This window comes from Pseudomonas extremaustralis, assembly GCF_900102035.1.
In the GTDB taxonomy this organism is placed as follows: domain Bacteria; phylum Pseudomonadota; class Gammaproteobacteria; order Pseudomonadales; family Pseudomonadaceae; genus Aquipseudomonas; species Aquipseudomonas extremaustralis.
The window spans coordinates 2,623,642-2,647,500 of the sequence record NZ_LT629689.1; the positions used below are offsets into that span (position 1 = coordinate 2,623,642).

Annotated in this window: 21 protein-coding genes and 2 rRNA genes (1 of these 23 only partly in view); 3 read left to right on the forward strand and 20 right to left on the reverse strand. The window is 59.1% G+C overall.

All coding sequences use genetic code 11. The features are described from left to right. Positions 1-3 precede the first annotated feature (3 nt). The 12 genes from BLR63_RS11930 to BLR63_RS11985 all read right to left on the reverse strand — a co-directional run bounded on the left by BLR63_RS11930 (position 4) and on the right by BLR63_RS11985 (position 10,662). Positions 4-678 (reverse strand): hypothetical protein, encoded by a 675-nt coding sequence (locus BLR63_RS11930; RefSeq protein ID WP_010566085.1) that lies wholly within the window; start codon positions 676-678, stop codon positions 4-6. 423 nt (positions 679-1,101) lie between these two features. Next, on the reverse strand, positions 1,102-1,326 hold the full coding sequence (locus BLR63_RS11935) for a hypothetical protein (protein WP_010566086.1): 225 nt from the start codon (positions 1,324-1,326) through the stop codon (positions 1,102-1,104). A gap of 198 nt (positions 1,327-1,524) precedes the next feature. Beyond that, positions 1,525-2,499: a hypothetical protein gene (locus BLR63_RS31640; protein ID WP_010566087.1), complete on the reverse strand. Its 975-nt coding sequence runs from the start codon at positions 2,497-2,499 to the stop codon at positions 1,525-1,527. Between the two features lie 249 nt (positions 2,500-2,748). Further along, complete coding sequence (locus BLR63_RS11945; RefSeq protein ID WP_010566088.1) at positions 2,749-3,393, reverse strand: CGNR zinc finger domain-containing protein; 645 nt, start codon at positions 3,391-3,393, stop codon at positions 2,749-2,751. 96 nt (positions 3,394-3,489) lie between these two features. Next, positions 3,490-4,104: an adenylyl-sulfate kinase gene (cysC, locus tag BLR63_RS11950; RefSeq protein WP_010566089.1), complete on the reverse strand. Its 615-nt coding sequence runs from the start codon at positions 4,102-4,104 to the stop codon at positions 3,490-3,492. Next, entirely contained in the window at positions 4,101-5,324 is a 1,224-nt protein-coding gene (locus tag BLR63_RS11955; protein WP_010566090.1) for an MFS transporter, read from the reverse strand. Before BLR63_RS11955 ends, cysC begins: the two co-directional genes overlap by 4 nt. Before the next feature lie 9 nt (positions 5,325-5,333). Then, positions 5,334-6,104 (reverse strand): class I SAM-dependent methyltransferase, encoded by a 771-nt coding sequence (locus BLR63_RS11960; protein ID WP_010566091.1) that lies wholly within the window; start codon positions 6,102-6,104, stop codon positions 5,334-5,336. A gap of 7 nt (positions 6,105-6,111) precedes the next feature. Beyond that, a complete protein-coding gene (locus BLR63_RS11965; RefSeq protein WP_010566092.1) occupies positions 6,112-7,248 on the reverse strand; it encodes a nucleoside-diphosphate sugar epimerase/dehydratase in 1,137 nt (378 codons plus the stop codon). Beyond that, positions 7,245-7,970 carry an SDR family NAD(P)-dependent oxidoreductase gene (locus BLR63_RS11970; RefSeq protein WP_010566093.1) on the reverse strand — a complete coding sequence of 242 codons (726 nt, stop codon included), beginning with the start codon at positions 7,968-7,970 and terminating at the stop codon, positions 7,245-7,247. Before BLR63_RS11970 ends, BLR63_RS11965 begins: the two co-directional genes overlap by 4 nt. Positions 7,971-7,980: 10 nt before the next feature. Further along, positions 7,981-8,709 (reverse strand): sulfotransferase-like domain-containing protein, encoded by a 729-nt coding sequence (locus BLR63_RS11975; protein WP_010566094.1) that lies wholly within the window; start codon positions 8,707-8,709, stop codon positions 7,981-7,983. After that, complete coding sequence (locus tag BLR63_RS11980) at positions 8,706-9,929, reverse strand: transaldolase family protein (RefSeq protein ID WP_042947086.1); 1,224 nt, start codon at positions 9,927-9,929, stop codon at positions 8,706-8,708. Before BLR63_RS11980 ends, BLR63_RS11975 begins: the two co-directional genes overlap by 4 nt. 22 nt (positions 9,930-9,951) lie before the next feature. Then, positions 9,952-10,662 (reverse strand): HAD family hydrolase, encoded by a 711-nt coding sequence (locus BLR63_RS11985; protein WP_042947087.1) that lies wholly within the window; start codon positions 10,660-10,662, stop codon positions 9,952-9,954. Positions 10,663-10,967: 305 nt separating this feature from the next. Here BLR63_RS11985 and BLR63_RS11990 point away from each other — a divergent pair, with 305 nt between their 5' ends. Further along, positions 10,968-12,794 carry a glycoside hydrolase family 15 protein gene (locus tag BLR63_RS11990; protein WP_010566097.1) on the forward strand — a complete coding sequence of 609 codons (1,827 nt, stop codon included), beginning with the start codon at positions 10,968-10,970 and terminating at the stop codon, positions 12,792-12,794. A gap of 19 nt (positions 12,795-12,813) precedes the next feature. On the opposite strand, the gene BLR63_RS11995 is transcribed toward BLR63_RS11990, so the two are convergent. After that, the gene (locus BLR63_RS11995) at positions 12,814-13,782 is read right to left on the reverse strand and encodes a GlxA family transcriptional regulator (RefSeq protein ID WP_010566098.1); all 969 of its coding nucleotides are present in this window, start codon (positions 13,780-13,782) and stop codon (positions 12,814-12,816) included. Positions 13,783-13,872: 90 nt separating this feature from the next. On the opposite strand from BLR63_RS11995, the gene inhA reads away from it, so the two are divergent. Next, positions 13,873-14,553, forward strand: coding sequence for an isonitrile hydratase (gene inhA / locus BLR63_RS12000; RefSeq protein WP_010566099.1), 681 nt, complete (start codon positions 13,873-13,875; stop codon positions 14,551-14,553). Positions 14,554-14,644: 91 nt separating this feature from the next. On the opposite strand, the gene BLR63_RS12005 is transcribed toward inhA, so the two are convergent. From BLR63_RS12005 to BLR63_RS12020, 4 genes are all read right to left on the reverse strand, one after another. Continuing rightward, a complete protein-coding gene (locus BLR63_RS12005; RefSeq protein WP_010566100.1) occupies positions 14,645-15,223 on the reverse strand; it encodes a DUF4174 domain-containing protein in 579 nt (192 codons plus the stop codon). A gap of 165 nt (positions 15,224-15,388) precedes the next feature. Further along, complete coding sequence (locus BLR63_RS12010; RefSeq protein WP_010566101.1) at positions 15,389-16,021, reverse strand: glutathione S-transferase N-terminal domain-containing protein; 633 nt, start codon at positions 16,019-16,021, stop codon at positions 15,389-15,391. Positions 16,022-16,101: 80 nt separating this feature from the next. Next, positions 16,102-18,459, reverse strand: a complete 2,358-nt coding sequence (locus BLR63_RS12015) for a DNA polymerase II (protein WP_042947089.1) — start codon at positions 18,457-18,459, stop codon at positions 16,102-16,104. A gap of 190 nt (positions 18,460-18,649) precedes the next feature. Then, positions 18,650-19,117, reverse strand: a complete 468-nt coding sequence (locus BLR63_RS12020) for an SRPBCC family protein (protein WP_010566103.1) — start codon at positions 19,115-19,117, stop codon at positions 18,650-18,652. Positions 19,118-19,214: 97 nt separating this feature from the next. Between BLR63_RS12020 and BLR63_RS12025 the strand changes: the two genes are divergently transcribed. Continuing rightward, positions 19,215-19,616: a GFA family protein gene (locus BLR63_RS12025; RefSeq protein WP_042947090.1), complete on the forward strand. Its 402-nt coding sequence runs from the start codon at positions 19,215-19,217 to the stop codon at positions 19,614-19,616. A gap of 1 nt (position 19,617) precedes the next feature. Here BLR63_RS12025 and mrdA read toward each other — a convergent pair whose 3' ends face one another. From mrdA to BLR63_RS12040, 3 genes are all read right to left on the reverse strand, one after another. Next, positions 19,618-21,510 carry a penicillin-binding protein 2 gene (gene mrdA / locus BLR63_RS12030; protein WP_010566105.1) on the reverse strand — a complete coding sequence of 631 codons (1,893 nt, stop codon included), beginning with the start codon at positions 21,508-21,510 and terminating at the stop codon, positions 19,618-19,620. A gap of 289 nt (positions 21,511-21,799) precedes the next feature. Beyond that, positions 21,800-21,915 (reverse strand): 5S ribosomal RNA (gene rrf, locus BLR63_RS12035). 169 nt (positions 21,916-22,084) lie between these two features. Beyond that, a 23S ribosomal RNA gene (locus BLR63_RS12040) occupies positions 22,085-23,859 on the reverse strand (it continues 1,117 nt past the right edge of the window).

Consider the following 23,859-nt stretch of genomic DNA (forward strand, 5'->3'; position numbering starts at 1 on the left):
CGTTCAGCGCGCCTTGCGCGCCTCGTCCTGTTCCAGCCAACGCTCGAGGCTTTTGTTGTTGAGCCAGCCTTGCTTGTGGGGCGGACCGAACAGTCGCGTGCCATTCGCACGCTCCAATGACGGCAGCAACCCTGGGCGTTCCAGGATGTTCTTCGCCGTGTAGACACACAGTTCGCTGTACTTGGGCCGGGGCATGCCGGTAGCTGGATCGAGTACGGGGGTGCCCTGCCGATCGACGTCATACGGGTCCTGCATGACGGCCTTGAGCTTGGCGATTTCCAGGTACTGGTGCTGTTCGAAGAGAAACGTCCGATCCTGGGCCTTGTCCCTCAAGTGCTCGAACTGGCCTTGCAACGCCTGAACCACCTGGGCATTACCCTGGGCATGAAACGGGTCCTGGCTGAACACGCTCGGCGAGCTGTTACCCGGCAGCGCCGACGCCGCCGCGCTGAGGCTGTCGCGGGTGATATCGCCATCGCGGCTCAGGATCGCGTCACTCAGGCGCGGGCGCTTGAGTATTTCCCTGACCACCAGGATCGTTCGATCCAACTCTTCGCTTTGCCCCATGGGCTCTGCGGCCACCCGCTGCAATGCCGACCAGGTCAAGCGCCCTTCGTGGAGGAATGGGTGCAACAGGCCGAAGGATTTCTCCAGGGCCGTCGCCAAGTGGCTGTCCATTGATGTGGCCCCGGGCGCGAAAGGGTTCGCGCGCGGGGCGTGTGGGTTCTGCAACGCCCGGTGATGCAGTACGGATAATGTTCCGCGCAACAGCAAAGGCCTGCGTGGCAGGTCGTCCGGGGGCGCAGCGCGGTGCTCATCGCGAACGTCGGGCTGGGCGACCGGGGATGGTGCGGTTGATTGTTCGGGCGGTCCGTCCAGGACCTGGGGCCGACGGTGAGGTAGTAGACCCTCGATTGTCATGGGTTTTCTCCAAGGCTTTTCAGGTACAAACCCAGTGAGTCATCGCCGGCACGATGGCCGAACTCGTCGAATCGACTTCACTCAGGCAAGCACCTCCTGTGTGGTTGGATAAAACCGCCAGTTCCAGAGGCTCGACGAATACCCATGACAGCATGTAAAAAACGCCGCCAACCGCAGGGGTCAACCCCACCCTTTGCGGTGCCACCAAGCTGTCAGGCCGTCGATCAGCCCGCTTGGTTTGAGCGAACTGCCGCCGCCTCCCGGCGAAGCCCCGTCGGCGAGCATGCCCCGCGAAAAATCATCCGCGACCGGTGCCTGGAATTGGCGCTGGCCGGCGAAGGCCTTCATTCGACGCGCTTCGGCCCGGTGCACATCCGACGGGACCAGGGAGGCTTGCAAAGCCATGCCGCTCGCGGCTGGCGAGTCGCCTTCGTGGGCCTTGCGAAAAGCACCGTGACAGGCAGGGTGAGGGGATTGAAAAGAGGTTGAAGTCATTGATAAGCCCTGACTCGGAGTCTGAAATACGAGCGGTTTGATCAAAGCCGGCGGGGTTGACCTGTATGGCCCGGGCGTCGCGAGCCGATCGCGGCGCCCGGGCGTCGGTCAGCGGGAAAGCCAGTACAGCGTATCCCGGCCGATATGGCCGTCGTTGTTTTGGTCCATGTGTTTGAGCGCATCGCTGCGCTTGAGGATCTCCTGGGCCAATTGGATCAGGTGATCCTGGGGAGAATCGCCGGTCAGGGGCTGGCGGGCCAACTTCCTCAGGTCGCTGATGCTCAGCTCACGCTGCCAAGGCGTGCTCTTCAATTCATTGAAGTGCTCGTACATCTCAGCGGCCAATTCCTTGTCCGTCTTGTATTTGAAGTAGTTTTCTCCGCTGATGACCAGGTTCACATTCTGCCGGTTGATCAAACCGTCCAGTGCGCCGGTGGTGCTGTGCCGGTCAAGAGCGTTCAAGAGGTCCGGACGCCGCAGCAGCTCGTTGGCCAGGCGGATGTTTTCATTCATGACAGGGTTGGAGGACCAGCTTTTTCCCGCCATGGCATGGATGCTGTCGATGGTCACATGCCCTGGGTTCCGGGGGTCGATGAAGGCGTTGAAGTTGTCACGCAGCTGCCTGGCCAAGTCTTCGTTGTTCTTCAAGGAATACTGCTGATCAGGCCGGCCTGGCGCGGTCGGATACGGCCTGCCAATCGTGGGAAAAGGCCGTGGTGGCGGGTTGCTTGCCCCGGGCATCGGCCGTGGCGGTGGATTGCTGCAGCCCGGACGCTGGGTTGGACGGTGCCCGCCGAACCAGTGGCCCAGCCACTGCTTGAAAAGATCCAGGAAGGCCGGCATCGCGGACGCGCCGTAGTGATTGGCGTGACACTGATGGGCCGTTGCCGGTTGGGGATTGCCGAATACCGGACCACGGTGGTTATCCCGCGTCTGGAAATTCACGTGGGTCGCGTTGTGGCCATTGAACGAAGGCGCGGCAGGCGCAGGCCCCTTGGCTTTGGCTTCAGGCGCGGTGCTGGCCCGCGACAGATTGGGATTCGATGAGGTATTTACAGGCGTATCGAGCGTCGATACCGACATAAGTCTCTCCATTACAGGGGGCGCGATGTTCAGCATGTCGCTCCAACGTAGCGTCGAAGCCCAGCCGCTATCCCCTGTGTGGCGCATTTGTCGGAAGCGGTTCCTGATCCTTCAACAATCAACACTGCGAAGGTGTAGGAAACAGGCAAAAAAATCTCAGCTCTGGTAAGGCTGCGATGTTTCCCGGCATGAGGAGGTTAGAACCCGACACTGACCTGCAAAAAGAACGTACGCGGCCCGTCCAGGCGTTCAGGGCCGGCCGGCCACCTGCTTGAGACGGCTCAACTTCTCGCGGCTGCCACACACACTCATCTGGCACCATTTGCGCTGTTTGTTCTTGGAGATATCCAGAAACACCCAATCGCAATCGGTGGAACTGCAGCACCGCAGACTCGAAAGGGCATCGGATACCAGCAATTGCGTGGCCTCGATGGCCAGGCGCCCCATCAACATGGCGGTCAGTTCCTGCGCGCTGGTACAGGGTTTCCAGGTCCAGGTCGGCCTGCCGTCAACCGAACGCAGCACCCGCCAGGCAACGCCCTGCTGGAACCGGTGGTTGATCTGCTGCAATGCCTCATCCGGCGCAGCCTGGTGCAATGACAGCGGGTAAAACACCGCGTACAGGCATTCCCTGAACGCAATAATGGCGTCCAGGTCGGGGCGATAGGAAATAGGCGACTCAAACACCATGGGCTTGTAGACGTCGAACTCTTGGGCCGAGACCAGCGAGGCATGTAACGCCCATTCAAAGAAGAACTGAAAACTGGTGAGCCGTTCTTCTATTACCTTGAGCGCGGTGCCGGGGCGCCGGCCATTGGTGGTATTGATAAAGTCCAACACCCGGGCCCCGCCAATCAGTCGGATCGATTTTGCAGTACCCGTAAAATGCGTCATGCCTGCTCCTGAGAGAACTCGGTAATGCGACGATGGCGCAGATTACCGCGTTTTCTGAAGTTGCAGACAGGCTCATCCCGGAGCAAAGACCAACGGCTAGGTGTGATCGTCGTGGCGAGCCAGCCAATCGACAATGGCGTCCACGGACTGTTCGACGGTCAAGGCCTGGGTGTTGACATGCACTTCGGGAAACACAGGCACGTCATAGTTGGAGTCAATCCCGGTGAAGTGCGGGATAAGCCCGGCGCGGGCTTTTTTATACAAGCCTTTGGGGTCGCGTTGTTCGGCGGTTTCCAACGGGGCATCCACGTGCACTTCGACGAAATACTCGTTGCCGATAATGGAACGCGCACAGTGCCGGCTGGCCGACGAAGGCGAGATCAGCGCCACGATCACGATCAGCCCCGCCTCCACCATCAGACGCGCCACTTCCGCGACCCGCCGGATGTTTTCATCGCGGTCGCTGTCGGTGAACCCCAGGTCCCGACACAGCCCGCCACGCACCGAGTCGCCGTCGATGATGCTGGTAAACCGTCCCTGTGCCTGCAGGGTCCTGTCCAATGCATCGGCGATGGTCGACTTGCCGGCCGCGGAGATGCCCGTCAACCAGATGACCAGCGGCTTTTGCCGCAGGCGTGCGTGACCGTCGCGCAAATGGCTGAACGCAAACGCATGCAGAGGCTGTTCTGGACTGTCCGGAAAATAACTCATGAGCGCTGCCCCTCTGTCACCGCCGGTTTACCCAACATGAACACCATTACGCATTGCACAAACAGCAGCAGCGCGACGACCCAATAAACCGTCGAGAACGACCCGGTCAGGTCTTTGGAAAAGCCGCCCAGGAAGTTGCCGCACACCCCACCCAGGCCGATCAGTACATTGGCGATACCGAATGCCTGGGTCAGTCGGCTGACCGGCACGATTTGCCCGATATAACTGGGGACGAGGCCGAAGATCGGGTAAAACGCCAGTGCAAACAAAAACGCCGCCAGGTAGAACAGCGGCAGGCTGTTGAAACTGAACACCAGCGCGGCGGCCAGCCCGGCACTGAGAAAGCACATCGCCAGCGACGCCCTGACCCCGATCTTGTCGGCGATCCACCCCACCAGAAAGCCCGAGGCCATGCCCACGGCGCCGATCGTGGTCCAGATAAACCCGGTGTCCTGCACCGACACCCCCAACTCATCCCGAAGGAAAGGCGCGAGGTAAGTCTGGAACGGCAGCAACGCCATCCCGTTCAGAAAGGCGATCGCCCAGGTCAGGTACAACGCACGGCTGAGCCACGGGGCGTGGCTGTCGAGCGATGTCGAACGTTCTGCGGCAAAACCGCGGTCTTGGCCTGCATCCAGGTTGCGCAACAAAAACCAGGCCGCCACGCACAGCGCCACGGATATCAGGCCGGCCGACAGCCAGATCGAGCGCCAGCCGCCGTGCAAGGTCAGAAACGAGACCAGCAAGCCGTTGATAAATACGCCATAGCTGGTGCCGCTGGAAATCAGCCCCATGACCCGCGAACGATTGCCGGGGCTGAAGCCTTTGGTGACGATCTCCGCCAATGGGATATACACCGACGCAGAACACCCGCCGAGCAAAATCAGGAGCGCCCCGGACAACCAGATGTTGTCGCTGACACTCAACCCCAGCAGCGCCAGGGATGTCATCACCGTGGACACCAGGCTGATTTTCCAGCCCTCGAAAAAGCGACTGATATAACTGGTCACCGATGAAAACAGCAGGAAGCCGATCTGCGCGCCGCCGGTGATCACGCCCACCGTGGTATAGCCAAAACCGATGTCGCGGCGCATGTCCACCACCAGGTTGGCGAACAGGTAAACGCCGAACCCGTAGGTGCTGGCCACGAAGCCGGTCAACACCACCGCCAGCACCACACTGTCCAACGCGCGGGTATTGCTCTGTACAAGTGTGCTCATCATGCCCCCTCAAATCGCGCGCGCGGTGTGGATGACGAAATCGCAATTCATCATGTCGTAGTCAGGTTGGAAGTCGCCGTAACTTTCATGGTCTGAAAATCCGCAGGCGAGCACCTCTTCTTTCAATTCTCCCGGCAACAACGGATACACCTTCAACCGGTACTGCTCAGCGTTATCAAAGGAGTAGATGAACTCGCACAGATCTTCATCGACCTGCCCCAGGCTGACGCAGGCGTTCGTACCGCAGTAGTAGTAATTGCCGCTGGATTTGAATTTACCGGCGCGAATGGCAAAGAAATTACGTTGATCGACAATCAGCAGCCCCCCCGGCTTGAGCAATGCCCTGAACTTCTCCAGCACCGTCAATCGTTCATGGCCGTCGAATACGTGGCACAGCGAACTGCCCAGGCATACCACCGCGTCGAATGCTCCGAGCACGGTCGGATCGAGTTCCAGCCAATCCAAATAGTGCGACTCGATCTCCAACCCGCGTTGCCGAAAGTTCGCCCGCGCCTTGGTCAACATCGTGCTGCTGCCATCCGAGGCGACAACATCGAACCCGGCCTCCTTGAACTGGACCGCATGGAAGCCACTGCCCGTCGACACATCGATGACCGATCGCACACCGTGCGCGCGCAGCAGCTGTTCAAAAAAGCCGCTCTCGCCTTTCTTTCTTTTTTCCCAGTCGATCAACTCATCCCAACGCTCGACAAAATCGGCCGAGTATTGCGCTGAATAACTGCAGACTTCGTTGTGCTTGTGCACCGACATCAGATTCATCACTTACCTACCAGGCTGAATGTTTGAAAGACCGGTACTTGCTCGCCAATTCATGGGCAAATTCGGCGGACTGCTCGATGGCCATGGTTTTCTTGGAATACCCCAGCATCGCCTGCATGACGGCCATGCATTGCGGGTTGTACGTGACCGATCCATCGCAATGGATTTCGTCGATGCCATCCTGGCTCTGGCAAATACTGTTGATACGCACCGCTTCGTCCTGCGGGCAATCGGGGGAAAACTGCACGTCGATCCGCCCCTCGCGCAGCGATACCGGATACCCGCCCGGAAGCCCAAGGGGCCCCGGCGCATGGGCCAGCACCGGCGTGGGTGAAAACAGCCCCTCGATGACGGTGACCGCCGAGCACGCGGTGAGGAACTGCCCATCGATACCCCCCAGGCGCCGGAACTCGGATCTCACCGTGGAGAAAATCGCCTCGGCAGGCAGGCGGGGCAGCACCGGCCGGTCCTTCACCTCATAGAACAAGCGGTAGCTGGCTCGCGGGGGCAACCCGCCACGCGGGACGTAGTGGCTGAAAAAATGCTGGGCATACAGCCGCACCTGCACGTCGACGGGCGCGCACTCCAACAGTCGGGCAATGGCACACCGCACGGCGGGGATCAGGTTGGCCACATTGCCGACACCGATGTCCGGCGCCAGGCCGACCCTGGACAGAATCGGGTTGACCGCATCGGGAAAGGCCGCATTCACGGTGATTGCCGCGATGCCCGAGGCCTTCACCGCCTGCATCAAGCCGTGCATCAGCGTCAGGTGCATGGGCAACCAGGGACCGAACTGGGCCTGGTCGAGTTGTTCGAACGCCGGCTTGGGCAACTCGGTGATGACCCGCCATGACTGCAACGACGCGCAGTTGACCAGCATGTCCGGCGCCTCTTCCCGCAGCACCCGCGTGACCTTGGCGATGTCCGTCAAGTCGGCGATCACCGGCTTGATCGCAATGTATTGCCCCAGTTGTGCACATGACAGCGCGACCAGATTGCACAAGCGAATGGTCGACTCTTCGTCGCGGCCCAACACCACAAATTCAAACGCATTCTTCGGGGCGAGAATCTTCAGGATTTGCAGGCACAGGTTACCGGCGCCCACCAACAGCAATTTATGCTTGCGCAGCGCCTGGCTCATCGTGGATAGGCTCCGTTGTCGACCGCAATGACCTTGCCAGTCATGTGGCGCAAGCTTTCACCGATCAGCAGCACAATCACCTCGGCTACGCCACTGGGCAGGATGGGGTCTTTGAGGATTTCCTGGCGCGCGTACTCGGCACGCCGGTACTCGGGAATGGTGTCGTAGATGGCGGTTTCGTGGATCAGCGCCGGCGACACCGCGTTCACCCGCACAAACGGCGCGAAATTCCAGGCATTGGCTTTGGTCAGGCCGATGACCGCCGCCTTGGTGGCCCCGTAGAGGGCATCACAGCTGCCCACTTCGCCCGCAACCGAAGCGATATTGACGATGCTGCGCGGGGCTTCGTGTTTCATTTCCCGCTCGGCGAAATCCTTGGACAGATAAACCAAAGCCTTGAGGTTCACATTGAGGATTTCGTCGACCTGCTCGTCGGTATAGGCGTAGACACTTTTACCGTGATAAATACCGGCGTTATTGACCAGCCCATAAACTGTGGCGTGGCGTTCATACACCTGCGCAATAAAGCCTTTGATAACGGCGTTATCCGAGAAGTCGGCAACATGGGTCTCCAACACATCCACGCCATAACGCGAGTTCAGAGCGCGCAAGCCTTCAGCATCTTTATCGGCGGCAATAACGAAGTAACCCGCTTGAATGGCTTTTTCCACTGTCGCCCGGCCAATTCCATTGGCCGCACCCGTAACGATCAACTTGTTCATCCAATAGTCCTTATTGACAGAATTGGTTCATGCGTGCGTAAAACGTCCGATGGTATTCGTACAAGTGTCGCAACTTTGGAAACTGCTCAAAGACGCCCATATCGGAAGGCTGCGGGTCCGGCGAAATAATACGCTCGCTGTTTTCGGCCGCTACATGCCAACTTCTCCAGGTTTTCCATTGTGGTGGGCACTCACGCCGCCAACTCATGGCATGGGGCAGGAATTCAATCCCCAGGTAATCGCACAACTTACCAATCACCCGCTCCGGTTCACGGGCCAGATCATCCGCGTTAATTACATAGGGGATTTTCCCGGTGAGTTTGGTGACGACACAAAAGATCTCGTACAAGGCTTTATGCCCGATAGCTTGCAACGGCATATCGGGATGTACCCGGTGATGGGAAATAATGCTGCTGGCCGGTTCGCGAATCAGAAAGATATTGTCCTGCTGCGCCAGAAACTCCAGATCGACTTTCAAGTTGTCCAGGCAGTGGTAACACATGTCTTTATGAAACACATGGCTGCGCTCCCTGGCCGTGAGCAAGTGCTGTTTTATGCCCTGGTAAGTGGTGGGCAAACTGTAGTCCCATTCATCCGAAGGAATCGCCGACTCCGCAGAAAACGCCATATGCGCAAAGGGTTCGTGAAAAACCTCGAAATCTCCCCGCTCGATAAACACCCGTTCCAATACCGTGGAGCGCGAGCGAGGGTGCGCCCATAACCCGACCAGTTTGTTCATGCGACCACCCCGAACTCGGCCGCCAGCAGCGCGTTGAGCGAGCGTCGGAAGGGTTTTGCCACCGGGCAGAGTCGCACGCAGTAGTCGGCCAGCCGTCGGTGAGCGCTATTGGCTTCCTGGCAGGCATTGAGAAAGGCCTCATGGTTGCCGAAGTCATAGGGCTCGATGCTGTCGATAAAGTAGGCTTCGCAGAAGTACGGGATGCGGATCAGCTTGGCGAAGGTCGAGGGCGGTGGCTGCTGGGCTTCTGTCGCCGGTGCGACCGGTTTGCCATGGCTTTCACGCTCGATCAGAAACTCCACCACATCCGGCGTCAACGTGTAGCAGGTCGCGTTCAGACCGGTCTTTTCCAGGTGCCAGCAATGCTTGTTGCCGCGTTCATCGACGTCGACTTTGATGCTGGAGAGCAGGGTTCTGACCGGCACGTTCGAGGCGGCGACCAACGCCTGTATCTGCTCGTAAATCAGCAGTTCGGCCCAGCGCCGTTCCTCTGGGCTCAGCGCCAGATTGCGCTCCGTCGCCTGCAAGGTTAATTCGGGTTGGCAGGAGAACCGGCCGATCATGAAGGTGATCACGTAGTGGCAGCGGCTGGTGTCGACACCGTTGCTGCGCGCGCGGGCCATGCCGCGCTCTATGGCCTGGATGCCGGCCTGGAATTGCGAGACGTTGAAACAGAATGTGATATTGACCGAAGCCCCCTGGGCTACCAGCTGTTCGACGGTGTCCAGGCCTTCCAGACTTCCGGGGACCTTGACCATCACGTTCGGCGCCAGTTGATGCAGTTCCAGGCCCCTGGCGCTCATGCGTTCGGTGCAACGCACATCCACGGGGTCAACCTGGGCACACATCCAGCCCTCGGCCTGGTCTGATCGGACCCAGCGCGGATGCAGCGCCGCCGCGCCCTCGACAATCACTTCGTTATAGAGCTTCTTGTGCAACTCCCCGGCAGACAGGCTCGCCGGGTTGAAGCGCGAGGACCAATACTCGCGTTTTTCGAGGATCACCGCCGTCACCAGCCGGGGGTTGGTGGTCACGCTGCTGAAGCCGCGGGGTTGAGCGAAATCGTCCGGCATCAACTGTTCTATATGGGCTGTCGCCGCCGGGTATTTATCGAGCAAGTGTTGTTTATAAGGTGCGTACACCAGCGGCGATGAGTCCCACCACACCTCGGAACGTCGATCATTACGCTTAAGCCGTTCCAGGTAACCCAATGTGCTCACAACGGCCCCTCCCTGAATAAGTTCATTGATCAATAACGGCCAACAATTCGCGCATATCGGAAAAAGGAACGGCCCCGGCTTCGAGCAACATCACATGCCGGGCAGGCGGACCGAAGCCCATTACTTTAATATTGGCAGCCACCGCCGCATGGATACCGGCGACACTGTCTTCAATCACCAGCGCCTCATCAACATCAACGTTGTAAGTTTCACAGGCGATTAAAAAAACATGCGGGTCGGGTTTCCACTTACCCAGTTCGTAACAACTGAATATGCGCCCTTCGAAATAAGCGTATAACCCCGTGAGGCGCAGGCAATGTTCTATCTTGTCACGCGGCGCACTGGACGCCACGCAATAGGGAACTTCCAAGTTGTGCAAAACTTCGATAATGCCGTCGGTGGCTTGCAAGTTAAGTGTCAATGCATCCAGCGCATGCTGTCGAAAACGCTGTTCGAACTGATCGTCCAAACGAATATTCAATATCTGTTCAGCGTCGCGTAAACACTCTGCAATCTTGCGCCCACGAAAGTGCTCGATAAATTTCGCCCGGTCCAGGGTCGCACTGCCTTGAACGTGGGTATTAAGCATGGAAATCAACACAGACAGGGTGATCTCTTCACTTTGGACCAGTACGCCGTCGCAATCGAAGATCACCAACTTGGGCACGCCAATAATACCGGCGACCGTTTTCCCCTGATCTGGTAGTTCCCCTACAGCTGCCGATAGACACATGGGCATTTCTCATAGGTAACCCCGCGATGACTTCCGAACTACCAGCGGAGCGGGTTGAGGTGTGCCTATGAGACACGGGGCAAAAAATCCTGTCAAACGCTTTTGAGTGGTTTACTAGTATCTAATAGTTATTCTTCAATAATTTTTTATTCCATTTATTCAGATACTTCATGACGCCCTTTGCACACGGATGAACTTCCGTTGCACGCCGTCAGTCAGCTGACTGAGCCCCCGGATTCAAGACTGGGTGGGCGGCACCCTGTTCAAGGATCGCGGCATGAGCCTTTATCTGGAGTTTCGTGACGATGGTTGATTTGAAGAACGAGCCACAAAGCGCCATCGATGCCCACGGCATCATCGGCGACATGCGCAGTGCTGCACTGGTGAACGACAGAGGCAGCATCGACTTCTTCTGCTGGCCGGAATTCGACAGTCCGTCGATCTTTTGCGCACTGTTGGATACCCCCGATGCGGGGACTTTCCAACTCACCCCGGACCTGCCCAACGCTCGCCGCGAACAGATCTACCTGCCCGACACCAACGTGCTGCAAACCCGCTGGCTCAGTGATGACGCCGTGGTGGAAATCACCGACCTGCTGGCCATCAGCGACGAAGTCGACGACCTGCCCCTGCTGATTCGCCGGGTGCGCATGGTCAGCGGCCAGGCTCCGATTCACCTGCGCTGCGCCGTGCGCCATGACTACGCGCGCGCGTCCACCCATGCGGCCATCGACCAAGGCACGGTGTGCTTCAGCGCCGCCGGCCAGCCCGGTTTGCGCCTGTCCAGCAGCCACCCGCTGACGCTCGACGACAATGCCGCCGTGGCCAGTTTTACCCTGTACCAGGGAGAAGGCGCCGAGTTCGTGCTCGGCGGCCAGGACGATGAGCGTGTGGACAGCAGCTGCACCGACCTGGCGCTGGCCCACACTTTGACGTTCTGGCGTGGCTGGATCGCGCAGTCCAACTACCGTGGGCGATGGCGCGAAATGGTCAATCGTTCGGCCCTGGCCCTCAAGCTACTGACCTCACGCAAACACGGCGCAATCATTGCCGCCGCCACCTTCGGCCTGCCGGAAACCCCGGGCGGCGAACGCAATTGGGACTACCGCTACACCTGGGTCCGCGACGCCTCATTCACCGTCTACGCGTTCATGCGCCTGGGTTTCGTCGACGAGGCCAATGCCTATATGCGCTGGCTCAGGGGGCGTGTCAGCGACGGCTGCGGCCAGTCGAGAAAGATCAAGATCCTATACGGCATCGACGGTCGGCAGCAGTTGCCCGAAACCCACCTGGACCACCTCTGCGGCCACGGCGGCGCCACGCCGGTACGCATCGGCAACGCAGCGGTCGAGCAGATCCAACTGGATATCTATGGCGAGTTGATGGACGCGGTGTACCTGGTCAACAAGTACGGCGAGGCTATTTCCCACGAGGGCTGGAAACACACGGTGGAAGTCGTCGACCAGGTCTGCGAAATCTGGAATCGCAAAGACGTGGGCATCTGGGAAATGCGTGGCGAACAGCATCACTTCCTGCATTCGCGGCTGATGTGCTGGGTGGCCCTGGACCGCGCCATCCGCCTGGCGTCCAAGCGTTCGTTGCCGGCGCCGTTTGCGCGCTGGGACCAGACCCGACAAGCGATCTACGCCGACATCTGGAGCCAGTTCTGGAACGAAGAGCGTGGACATTTCGTGCAGCACATTGGCAGCACGGCGCTGGACGGTTCGATGTTGTTGATGCCGCTGGTGCGGTTTGTCGCAGCGACCGATCCGCGCTGGCTCTCGACCCTGGAAGCCATCCAGGACAGCCTGGTGCGCGACGGCATGGTCTACCGCTATCGCAACGACGACAACCCGATCGACGGTCTGCAAGGCACCGAAGGCGCATTCACCGCCTGCTCGTTCTGGTACGTCGAATGCCTGGCCCGCGCCGGGCAAGTGGAGAAGGCGCACCTGGAATTCGAACAACTGCTGCGCTACGCCAACCCGCTGGGGTTGTACGCCGAAGAATTCGACAACCAGGCCCGCCACCTGGGCAACACCCCCCAAGCCTTGAGCCATCTGGCATTGATCAGCGCGGCTTGCTTTCTGGATCGCAAGCTCAGTGGAGAAAAGACCACCTGGCAGCCCTGAGGCCGAGTCGATTGCGTGCTCAAGTCACCGGCGAAAAGCGCTCGCGATAGGCCTGGGGGGTCACCGACAAGGCGCGCATAAAGCTGCGGCGCAATGTCTCTTCGCTACCAAAGCCGCACTGCACGGCGATGCGTTTGATCGAGGCCGTGCTGTCGGCCAGTTGCCGGCGCGCGGTTTCCACACGAATCAATTCGACGGCACGTGCTGGCGTCTGTCCGGTCTCGGCGCGGTAGTGGCGCACGAAACTGCGCTCGCTCATGCCGGCCTGGGCGGCCAGGGTGGAAATGCTCAGGTCAAGGGTGAGATGTTCAGCGATCCAGGCGTGCAGCTCGGCAAAACGGCTGCCGCTTTCTTGCAGGGCCAGGGTCGCACTGAATTGCGACTGGCCGCCGGGGCGTTTGAGAAACACCACCAGGTGCCGAGCCACTTCCAGGGCCACGGCGCGGCCCAGGTCGTCTTCGACCAAGGCCAGGCACAAGTCGATGCCCGCGGTCACACCGGCGGAGGTCCACACTGAACCTTGCTGGATGAAGATCGGGTTGGATTCCACGGTCAGCGCGGGAAACTTGCGCGCCAGTTCTTCGCAACGCGTCCAATGGGTGGCAACCCGGCAGCCATCGAGCAGACCGCTGGCCGCCAGCAGGAAAGCGCCGGTACACACCGACGTCATGCGCCGGGTGTACCGGGCTTTCTCGCGTACCCAGTCCACCAGCGCCGGGTCTTCAGCGGCGCCGTACACGCCCCAGCCACCGGCGATCACCAGGGTGTCGCAGGGCGCGTCGACAGCGGGCAACGGTTCAGCCACCAACGCCAGGCCAGCGGAGGTCATCACCGGTTCCGTCTGGGCGGCGATCACGGAGACAGCGTAAGGCAACGGCAATCCGCGCTGGCGGGCCAGGTCATTGGTGGAGGCGAATACCTGCAACGGCCCGGTTACATCGAGCACCTGGGCGTTATTGAAGGCAAGAACATGGACGGTTCGGGTCATGATTGGCGTGATTTGTGGGCTCAATGGCGTATTCGCCAAAGCCTAGGCCTCTACAGTGGAGCCGTCTACCCCTTTTCCGGAGCGCTATCCATGACTTTGCAGATCGGCTTTGTGTTGTTTCCCGGCATCCAGCAACTGGACCTGACCGGCCCCTATGACGTGTTGGGTTCGCTGCCGGATGTGAAGTTGCACCTGGTGTGGAAGGACCTGGCGCCCGTCACATCCAGCACCGGGTTGGTGTTCACCCCAACCATGACCTATGCCGACTGCCAGAAACTGGATGTGATCTGTGTGCCTGGGGGTTCCGGTGTCGGTGCGCTGATGGAAGACCCGCAGACCCTGGACTTCCTCAAGACCCAGGCACAGACCGCGCGCTACGTGACCTCGGTATGCACCGGCTCGCTGGTGCTCGGCGCGGCGGGCCTGCTGCGCGGGCGCAAGGCCACCACCCACTGGGCCTATCACGACATGCTCGCGCCGTTCGGCGCTATCCCGGTACAGGCAAGGGTCGTGCGTGACGGCAACCTGTTGACCGGGGGCGGCATCACCGCCGGTATCGACTTCGCCTTGACCCTGGCGGCCGAGTTGTACAGCGAGGAGACGGCACAACTGGTGCAATTGCAGATCGAATATGCGCCGGCACCACCGTTCGATTCGGGCAGCCCGGACACCGCGCCCCTGGCTGTGCTGAAGGAAGCCAACCAGCGTACTGCCGAATCACGTCGGGTACGCGGAGAAATCGTCGCGCGGGCGGCTGCGCGTCTGGGCTGAAACTGATGCAAGCAAGCTTGTTGTGGCGAACAAGCTTGCTTGCGCTGAAGTGCGAAGCGCTCCCCAAAAAGCCGACGACTGCCGCGCAGGGTCAGTCATCTAATGGCTGAGGCGCCGCATGTTTGCCAGGCTTACCGGCCTTGGCCCCCGGTTTCGCTGCCGGTGCGGCAGCAGGTTCGGGCTCGGCCGGTGCGGTGGTTTGTTTCTCGGCCATCGGCATCTGGTCGATCGCGCTGAAAAAAGCGGCCAGGTCGAGGGTGTCCGGTGGCACGGTCTTTTCGACTTTCTTCTCGCCGTCCTTGCCCACCAGAATCACTTTGGTACCGCTGCCGGCGCCCAGCTTGAGGGCACGGATCAACGCGTTGGTTTCAGGCGGAGTGAGCTTCTTGTTGTCCTTGGGGTCCTTGGCGAATTTCTCCCCTTCGGCCCCGATGCTGCCGAACTTCACGGTATAGAGCAGCATGCTGCGCTCTTCAAAGGACTGTCTGGTGGCCGGCTCGTCGAGCTTTTTCTTCAGTTCCGTCAAGGTCGAGTTGCCGGAATCAAGCTCCACCACCACCAGCGGCCGGGCCTTGCCCAAGTCCTGCTTGAGCGGGTTGATATCATCAGCAGCCAACAGCGGCCCCGTAAAAGCCATCAAGGTAGCCAGGGTCAGCGACCGGATGAGCATGCGCACCTCCTTTGAGTTCCGTGCAGGGTTCTTGAGTTTCATGTCTGCGACAGTCAAATTCAAGGATGATTCCTACACCATGTCCAGAAAGCGTAGGCCAGGACGCTCGCTACGCAAGGGTGTTGAATGGCACAGCGATCATTGTTTCCTTTGATTGCGCAGCCATTACGAGACATTCCAATCCGGCCAATGCCGAGCAAACACCGGTGCCACAACCGGGTCGGCATCCACCTCTGCCAGGCTCTGGGCAAACCCCGGTGCCAGGGCGCTCAACGCCTCACGCGCCTGATCCCACCGCGACACCGCCGCCGCCATGACGCCCAGTGCATTCGGCTCGCCGCTGGGCGCGAATAGCTGGTCGGCAAACTGATCGGCACACACCCGCCAGGCCTGATGCAGATAGCGACGGGCCCCGGTGACCAATTGCGTCTGTACCGTTTCATCGACGTTGCCCAGCCAGCGCTGCGGGTAGTCGATGATGCCGATGGCCGAGTAGCAGTTGGCGGCGATGTACACCAGGCCGCGCAGAATCTGCGCGCGGTTGCCGGCCAACAGAGCGGACGCGGGAAACTCCAGGCCCAGGTGGATCAGGATCGCCGCACTTTCCGTCAGCACCTGGCCATCAGGGGTGACCAGGGTGGGAATCTGTTTGAGTGGGTTGATGCGCGCCAGGGCGTCGCTGCCCTCGCCGTCCTGCCAGGAACTGGCTTCCACTCGATGCCATGGCACCGCACAACGCTGCAGGGCGATTTCGATCATGCAGGAGCCAGAGTCGTCGGTGCCGTAGAGCGTGTACATGGGTATCTCCTCCTATCGCAGCAGTTGTGCCTACCGGCCGTAACCAAGCGTGCAGTCCTGCGCCCGGGCGAGGCAAGCGTTTAAAACAGACCCATTTGCCCGCCGACCAAGGTGCTGAAGTCGTCATTCACAAACGGCAGGATCGCATCGGCCACCGGCTGCAATTGTCGGGTGACGTAATGGTCGTAGTCGATGGGTGTCTGGCGCGCCTCCAGCGGCTCGGGGCCGTTGACGCTGATCACATAGCTGATCCAGCCGCCACGCTGGTACTGGCGCGGACGCCCCAGGCGGTCGTTGTACTCATCGGCCACGCGCGCCGCGCGTACATGGGGCGGCACGTTGCGTTCGTAGTCGTCCAAGGGGCGTCGCAGGCGCTTGCGGTAGATCAACAGCTCATCCCATTCACCGCTCAGGGTCCGGCGCACATAGTCGCGGATGTAGTCTTGGTGAGGCTGGCGATGGAAGATGCGCTGGTACAGCTCCTGCTGGAACCGGCGGGCCAGGGGCGACCAGTCGCTGCGCACGGTTTCCAGGCCTTTGTAGACCATCTGCTCGCTGCCGTCGCCCTTCACCACCAGGCCCGCGTAGCGTTTCTTGCTGCCCTCCTCCGCACCGCGAATGGTCGGCATCAGGAAGCGTGTGAAGTGGGTTTCGTATTGCAGCTCCAAGGCGCTTTGCAGGCCGTAGACCGTATGCAGGTGCTCACGCCACCAGTCGTTGACGTGCTGTACCAGCGCCTGGCCGATGCGAGTGGCATCCTCCTGGGAATGGGCACTGCCGAGCCAGACGAACGTGGAGTCGGTGTCACCATAGATCACTTCATAGCCCTGGGCTTCGACCAGCTCGCGGGTCTGGCGCATGATCTGATGGCCGCGCAGGGTGATCGACGACGCCAGCCGCGTGTCGAAGAACCGGCAGCCGCTGGAGCCGAGCACGCCGTAAAACGCGTTCATGATGATCTTCAGCGCCTGGGACAGCGGCGCATTGTGTTCACGCTTGGCCTCTTCGCGGCCTTCGGAAACCCGCGCAACAATGGACGGCAGGCAGTGCCGGGTGCGGGAGAACCGCGCGCCGCGAAAGCCTTCCACGGACTCGCTGTCATCGGGGTGCTTGAGGCCTTCGATCAGCCCCACCGGGTCGATCAGGAAAGTGCGGATGATCGACGGGTAGAGGCTTTTGTAATCGAGCACCAATACCGATTCGTAAAGGCCGGGGCGCGAATCCATGACAAACCCGCCTGGGCTGGCCTGGGGCGGTTTGTCCCCCAGGTTCGGCGCGACAAAGCCCTGGCGATGCATCAGCGGCATGTACAGGTGGGTGAAGGCGGCGACGGAGCCACCGCTGCGGTCGGCCGGCAGCCCGGTGACGCTCGCGCGCTCGAGCAGAAACTTGAGCAGTTCGGTCTTCGCGAAAATTCGCGTGACCAGCTCGCAATCCTTGAGGTTGTAACGCGCCAGGGCGGGCTTGTCCTCGGCGAACATGCGGTTGATTTCATCCATGCGCTGGTATGGCGTGGAGATGTCCTTGCCTTCGCCGAGCAGGGTTTGCGCGACGTTTTCCAGGCTGAAGGATTCGAAACTCCACGTGGCCGAGCGCAGCGCTTCGATACCGTCGATGATCAGCCGTCCTGCCGCTGCGGCGAAGTAATGGTTGCGGCTGCCGTGTTCGCGCCAGGCCATCGGTTCGTCGCCCCGCCCGAGCATGAGCGGCACGTTGAGGCGCTGGGCATGTTCGTGGAGTACACGCAGGTCGAACTGCACCACATTCCAGCCGATGATTGCATCGGGATCGTGGGTAGCGAGCCAGTGGTTGAGGCGTTCGAGCAGTTGGGCGCGGGAGTCGCAGTAGTCGAGTTTGAAGTCCACTGCGCTGTTGTTGTTCGGCGGCCCCAGCATATACACCTGGCGCTCGCCGCAGCCTTCAAGGGCGATGGAATACAGATCGCCCTGGGCAGTGGTCTCGATGTCCAGGGACACCAGCTTCAACTGCGGGCGGTAATCGGGAGCAGGCTTCATCTGCGCATCGCACAGCACGCCGGTTGCATCGGGCGTACCGCCGAACCAGACCGGGGCGGTGATGAAGCGCTCCATCATGTAGCGCTCGGGCGGGCGCACGTCGCCTTCGTAGACATCAACGCCAGCGGCGCGCAGACGTTTTTCCAGGTCCATCGCTTGACGGTGCTGGCGCGTGTAGAGGCCCAAAACCTGCCGGTGATGGAAATCGCACAGCTGCAGAGGGCGCAATTCGACGTCGCGCTCGCCCTTGAGCAGCCAGTCAAGCGGCTTGCGGTGGGCCTCGGGTATGAACATGACCGAGGTCTGCACAGGTAGGCGAATAAACCGCGGGCCCTGGTCTGTAGCCAGCCAGAAACTGACCTCCGTGCCCGCCGGAGTATCGTGCCAATGCCGGGTCAGGACAAAACCCTGCTGTAAATCCACCGTACCGCACCTCAGGAATCGCTTTCAGAGCGTGATTCTACTCGGCATACACTCAAACCCTGCACGTTTACACGCATGCAGAGTGGAATAAGGCGTGCAAATCATTAGAGGCGTGGAGCTCGAGCGTCAGCGACGAACAACTTCCAGCCTGCGCGCTCACAGCGGGCACCTGCGCCGATGCCCGCTTGGGTCATGCCTGACGGGCTCGGTTCAGATAGCTTTCGATATTGCCCATCTGCTCATCCCATCCGCGGGAGTTCATCTTGAAAGCTTTCTGTCGCCGCCCCATGGGGAGGGAGTTGAAGCCGGACTCAACGACCCGCAACAGAATGCCCGGTGCGCGGTCTTCAATCGTGAACTCCACCAGGGTGGGTGTTTCCTGGTCGTAGTCGACGTCCTTATCTACCGCATAGGGATGCCACCGAAAAGAGAACAGCGTTTGGGGCAAGATACGTTCTATCCTGGCTTTCCAGATCACATGTTCGTAGCCTGGGTAGGTAATTGGCGCCTCAATGGTTTCCCCGGCGACAAAGGTTTTGTCCTTGAGGGCGATCCCGAACCAATCACCGAATTGCTCGGCATCGACCAAGGCTTCCCACACCTGTTTACGCGAAACACTCAGCAGGACTTTCCGTTCTATGCGATCCAATACGTGCATATGTCACCTCCTTCATTGACAGTAGGCGACATCAAACAATGCGCAACCTGAGGTTGTAAGCAATGATGATGACCCGTCCTTTAGCTGGTCCTCTGTTATGACTGACCCATTGAATGGAAGTTGCTTCTGCAAAGGCGTGCGCTACCAAGTCGACCGCCTGGACATGCCCATCAGCCACTGCCACTGCGAGAGTTGCCGCAAGGTACACGCGGCCGCATTCGTCACAACGGCCGGAGTGATGCGCGAGCATTTTCGCTGGACGCAAGGTGAGGAGCTGTTGTCGTCGTTCGAATCGTCGCCGGGCAAGCTCAGGCATTTCTGCTCGCGCTGCGGCTCACATCTGATCGCGGAACGTGGGCATCAGCCTCATGTCATTGTGCGGGTGGCGACGCTGGATGATGATCCCGGCGTCAGGCCCACCTCACACATCTGGACGGCCCATGACGTGCCCTGGCTTGCTTATGAAGGCGTCGAGCAGTGGGACGAGTGGAAAGCATGATTCAGACGTGCGGATCACCCGGCGCCTTGGCTGGCGTTGCATATTGCGGCTTCAGATGGCCTTCCTGATCAAGTAGCCAAGCGTCCATGATCTGCCGTACGACCGGCCCCGCGACCCGACCACCGGCCTCGCCGTTTTCGATCATCACCGATATCACGATTTTCGGATGCTCGGCCGGCGCAAAACCAACAAACAAGGCGTTATCACGGTGGCGCTCCAAGGTCTTGTCACGGTTGTAGCGCTCACCCTGCTTGATGGCTACCACTTGGGCCGTACCGCTCTTGCCGGCGATACGGTATTGCGCACCTTGCGCTGCGGCCCGGGCGATGCCGCGCGGGTCATGCATCACCAATTGCATACCGTGGTTCACCTGTTCCCAGTCACGAGGGTCCTTGAGGACCACGTTAGGCATAGGGTTCTCATCCACCGGTGGCACACCATTGATGGTCTTGGCCAGGTGCGGTCGGTTCCACACACCTTTGTTGGCAATCAATGCAGTCGCCTGGGCCAATTGCAGCGGCGTGACCTGCATGTAGCCTTGACCAATGCCAAGGATCACCGTTTCTCCCGGGAACCAGGGCTGACGTCGGGTGGCGCGTTTCCAGGCTTGAGAAGGCATCAAACCTGCCGACTCTTCGAACATATCCAGAGAGACTTTCTGACCAAGGCCGAATTCCGCCAGGTAGTCGTGCAGACGGTCGATGCCAAGCTTGTGCGCCAAGTCGTAAAAGTAAGTGTCGTTGGAGCGCATGATGGCGGCGTCCATATCGACCCAACCGTCGCCACTGTGATTCCAGTTGCGGTATTTGTGGTCGAAGTCGGGTAACTGATAGTAACCGGGGTCGAACACGCGGGTTTGGGCAGTGACTACACCACTGTCGAGGCCGGCGATGGCGACTTCCGGCTTGATTGTGGAGCCAGGCGCGTAGAGGCCTCTCAGCACGCGGTTGAACAGCGGTCGATCAATAGAGTCATGCAGTGCGGCATATTCCTTGAAGCTGATCCCAGTGACGAACAGATTCGGATCGAAACTTGGCTTGCTGACCATAGCCAGCACTTCACCGGTTTGCGGGTCAAGTGCAACCACCGACCCACGGCGATCCCCCAAGGCCTCTTCCGCCGCCTCCTGGAGCTTGACGTCGAGGCTCAGTACGATGTTTTTGCCGGGGATCGGGTCGGTATGCTTGAGCACGCGCAACACGCGGCCCTGGGCATTGGTCTCGACCTCTTCATAACCGACGTGACCATGCAACTCGGACTCGTAGAAGCGTTCGATACCCGTTTTGCCGATGGATTGCGTACCGCGGTACTCCACCGAGTCGAGGGCCTTGGACTCCTTCTCGTTGATCCGTCCCACATAGCCAATGGAATGCGCAAAGTGGGCACCCAACGGGTAATGACGAACGAATTGAGGTTCAACATCTATGCCTGGCAGACGAAATTCGTTCACGGCCAATACGGCGATCTGCTCTTCGGTCAGTTCGTAAAACAGCGTGACCGGGACAAAAGGATGTCGCGCCTGCTTTAAGGCCTTGTCGAATACCGCACGATCTTCAGCAGGCAAATGCAACAGATTGACGATGGTATCCAACTCTCCCTTAACGTCGGCAGTACGCTCGCGAGTGATGGTCAGGTTGTAACTGGGACGATTGTCCGCCAACACCACGCCGTTGCGGTCGTAGATCAACCCGCGAGTCGGCGTGATGGGCAGTACGTGTACGCGATTATTTTCAGAAATAGTGGAATGGTAGTCGTACTGCACCACCTGCAGAAAATACATGCGCCCCACCAACGCACAGGTGATCCCAATCACCATCAGCGCGCAGGCGAGCAGGCGCTTGTTGACCAGGCGGTTTTCTTTTTCGTGATCCTTGATCGGTATCGGTTCGGGCATTTCTACAGCATCTCGTTGAAAAAAGTCGACGCCGCATCCTGCGGATAAAAGATCCATCCCTGTGAAAATGTGCTGCACCATACCAAAAATGCAGAAACACTTTGCATCGATTTCCCGAACGGCATGCTGGCAAGCGGTTGAGGCTCGCACCTTAGCCACGCCAGGGCGTCATTGCATAGAAACGCCGGGCCTTTGCACTGAAGACCGCCGCAATGAGCCTCTTCGTACTTTCCGAGCGCCCAAAACAAAACCCCTGTCTGCATAAGCAAACAGGGGTTCTGGAATTTAATCTTGACGATGACCTACTCTCACATGGGGAAACCCCACACTACCATCGGCGATGCATCGTTTCACTACTGAGTTCGGGATGGGATCAGGTGGTTCCAATGCTCTATGGTCGTCAAGAAATTCGGGTACTGACTCGTGACCTCATGGCCTCGCTTCAGCAAATTGGGTATGTGATAGCTTTGGTGTTTTGTGAGATTCGAACTTTCGGTTCGTTTCGTCTTCACACACCGCAATCTGGTGCTCTTTCGCTTTTCAGCTCGAAGCAAGCAAATTGCTTGGGTGTTATATGGTCAAGCCTCACGGGCAATTAGTATTGGTTAGCTCAACGCCTCACAGCGCTTACACACCCAACCTATCAACGTCGTAGTCTTCGACGGCCCTTCAGGGGACTCAAGGTCCCAGTGAGATCTCATCTTGAGGCTAGTTTCCCGCTTAGATGCTTTCAGCGGTTATCTATTCCGAACATAGCTACCCGGCAATGCCACTGGCGTGACAACCGGAACACCAGAGGTTCGTCCACTCCGGTCCTCTCGTACTAGGAGCAGCCCCTCTCAAATCTCAAACGTCCACGGCAGATAGGGACCGAACTGTCTCACGACGTTCTAAACCCAGCTCGCGTACCACTTTAAATGGCGAACAGCCATACCCTTGGGACCGGCTTCAGCCCCAGGATGTGATGAGCCGACATCGAGGTGCCAAACACCGCCGTCGATATGAACTCTTGGGCGGTATCAGCCTGTTATCCCCGGAGTACCTTTTATCCGTTGAGCGATGGCCCTTCCATACAGAACCACCGGATCACTAAGACCTACTTTCGTACCTGCTCGACGTGTCTGTCTCGCAGTCAAGCGCGCTTTTGCCTTTATACTCTACGACCGATTTCCGACCGGTCTGAGCGCACCTTCGTACTCCTCCGTTACTCTTTAGGAGGAGACCGCCCCAGTCAAACTACCCACCATACACTGTCCTCGATCCGGATAACGGACCTGAGTTAGAACCTCAAAGTTGCCAGGGTGGTATTTCAAGGTTGGCTCCACGCGAACTGGCGTCCACGCTTCAAAGCCTCCCACCTATCCTACACAAGCAAATTCAAAGTCCAGTGCAAAGCTATAGTAAAGGTTCACGGGGTCTTTCCGTCTAGCCGCGGATACACTGCATCTTCACAGCGATTTCAATTTCACTGAGTCTCGGGTGGAGACAGCGCCGCCATCGTTACGCCATTCGTGCAGGTCGGAACTTACCCGACAAGGAATTTCGCTACCTTAGGACCGTTATAGTTACGGCCGCCGTTTACCGGGGCTTCGATCAAGAGCTTCGCGTTAGCTAACCCCATCAATTAACCTTCCGGCACCGGGCAGGCGTCACACCCTATACGTCCACTTTCGTGTTTGCAGAGTGCTGTGTTTTTAATAAACAGTCGCAGCGGCCTGGTATCTTCGACCGGCATGGGCTTACGGAGCAAGTCCTTCACCCTCACCGGCGCACCTTCTCCCGAAGTTACGGTGCCATTTTGCCTAGTTCCTTCACCCGAGTTCTCTCAAGCGCCTTGGTATTCTCTACCCAACCACCTGTGTCGGTTTGGGGTACGGTTCCTGGTTACCTGAAGCTTAGAAGCTTTTCTTGGAAGCATGGCATCAACCACTTCGTCATCTAAAAGACAACTCGTCATCAGCTCTCGGCCTTAAGATCCCGGATTTACCTAAGATCTCAGCCTACCACCTTAAACTTGGACAACCAACGCCAAGCTGGCCTAGCCTTCTCCGTCCCTCCATCGCAATAACCAGAAGTACAGGAATATTAACCTGTTTTCCATCGACTACGCTTTTCAGCCTCGCCTTAGGGACCGACTAACCCTGCGTCGATTAACGTTGCGCAGGAAACCTTGGTCTTTCGGCGTGGGTGTTTTTCACACCCATTATCGTTACTCATGTCAGCATTCGCACTTCTGATACCTCCAGCAAGCTTCTCAACTCACCTTCACAGGCTTACAGAACGCTCCTCTACCGCATCACTTACGTGATACCCGTAGCTTCGGTGTATGGTTTGAGCCCCGTTACATCT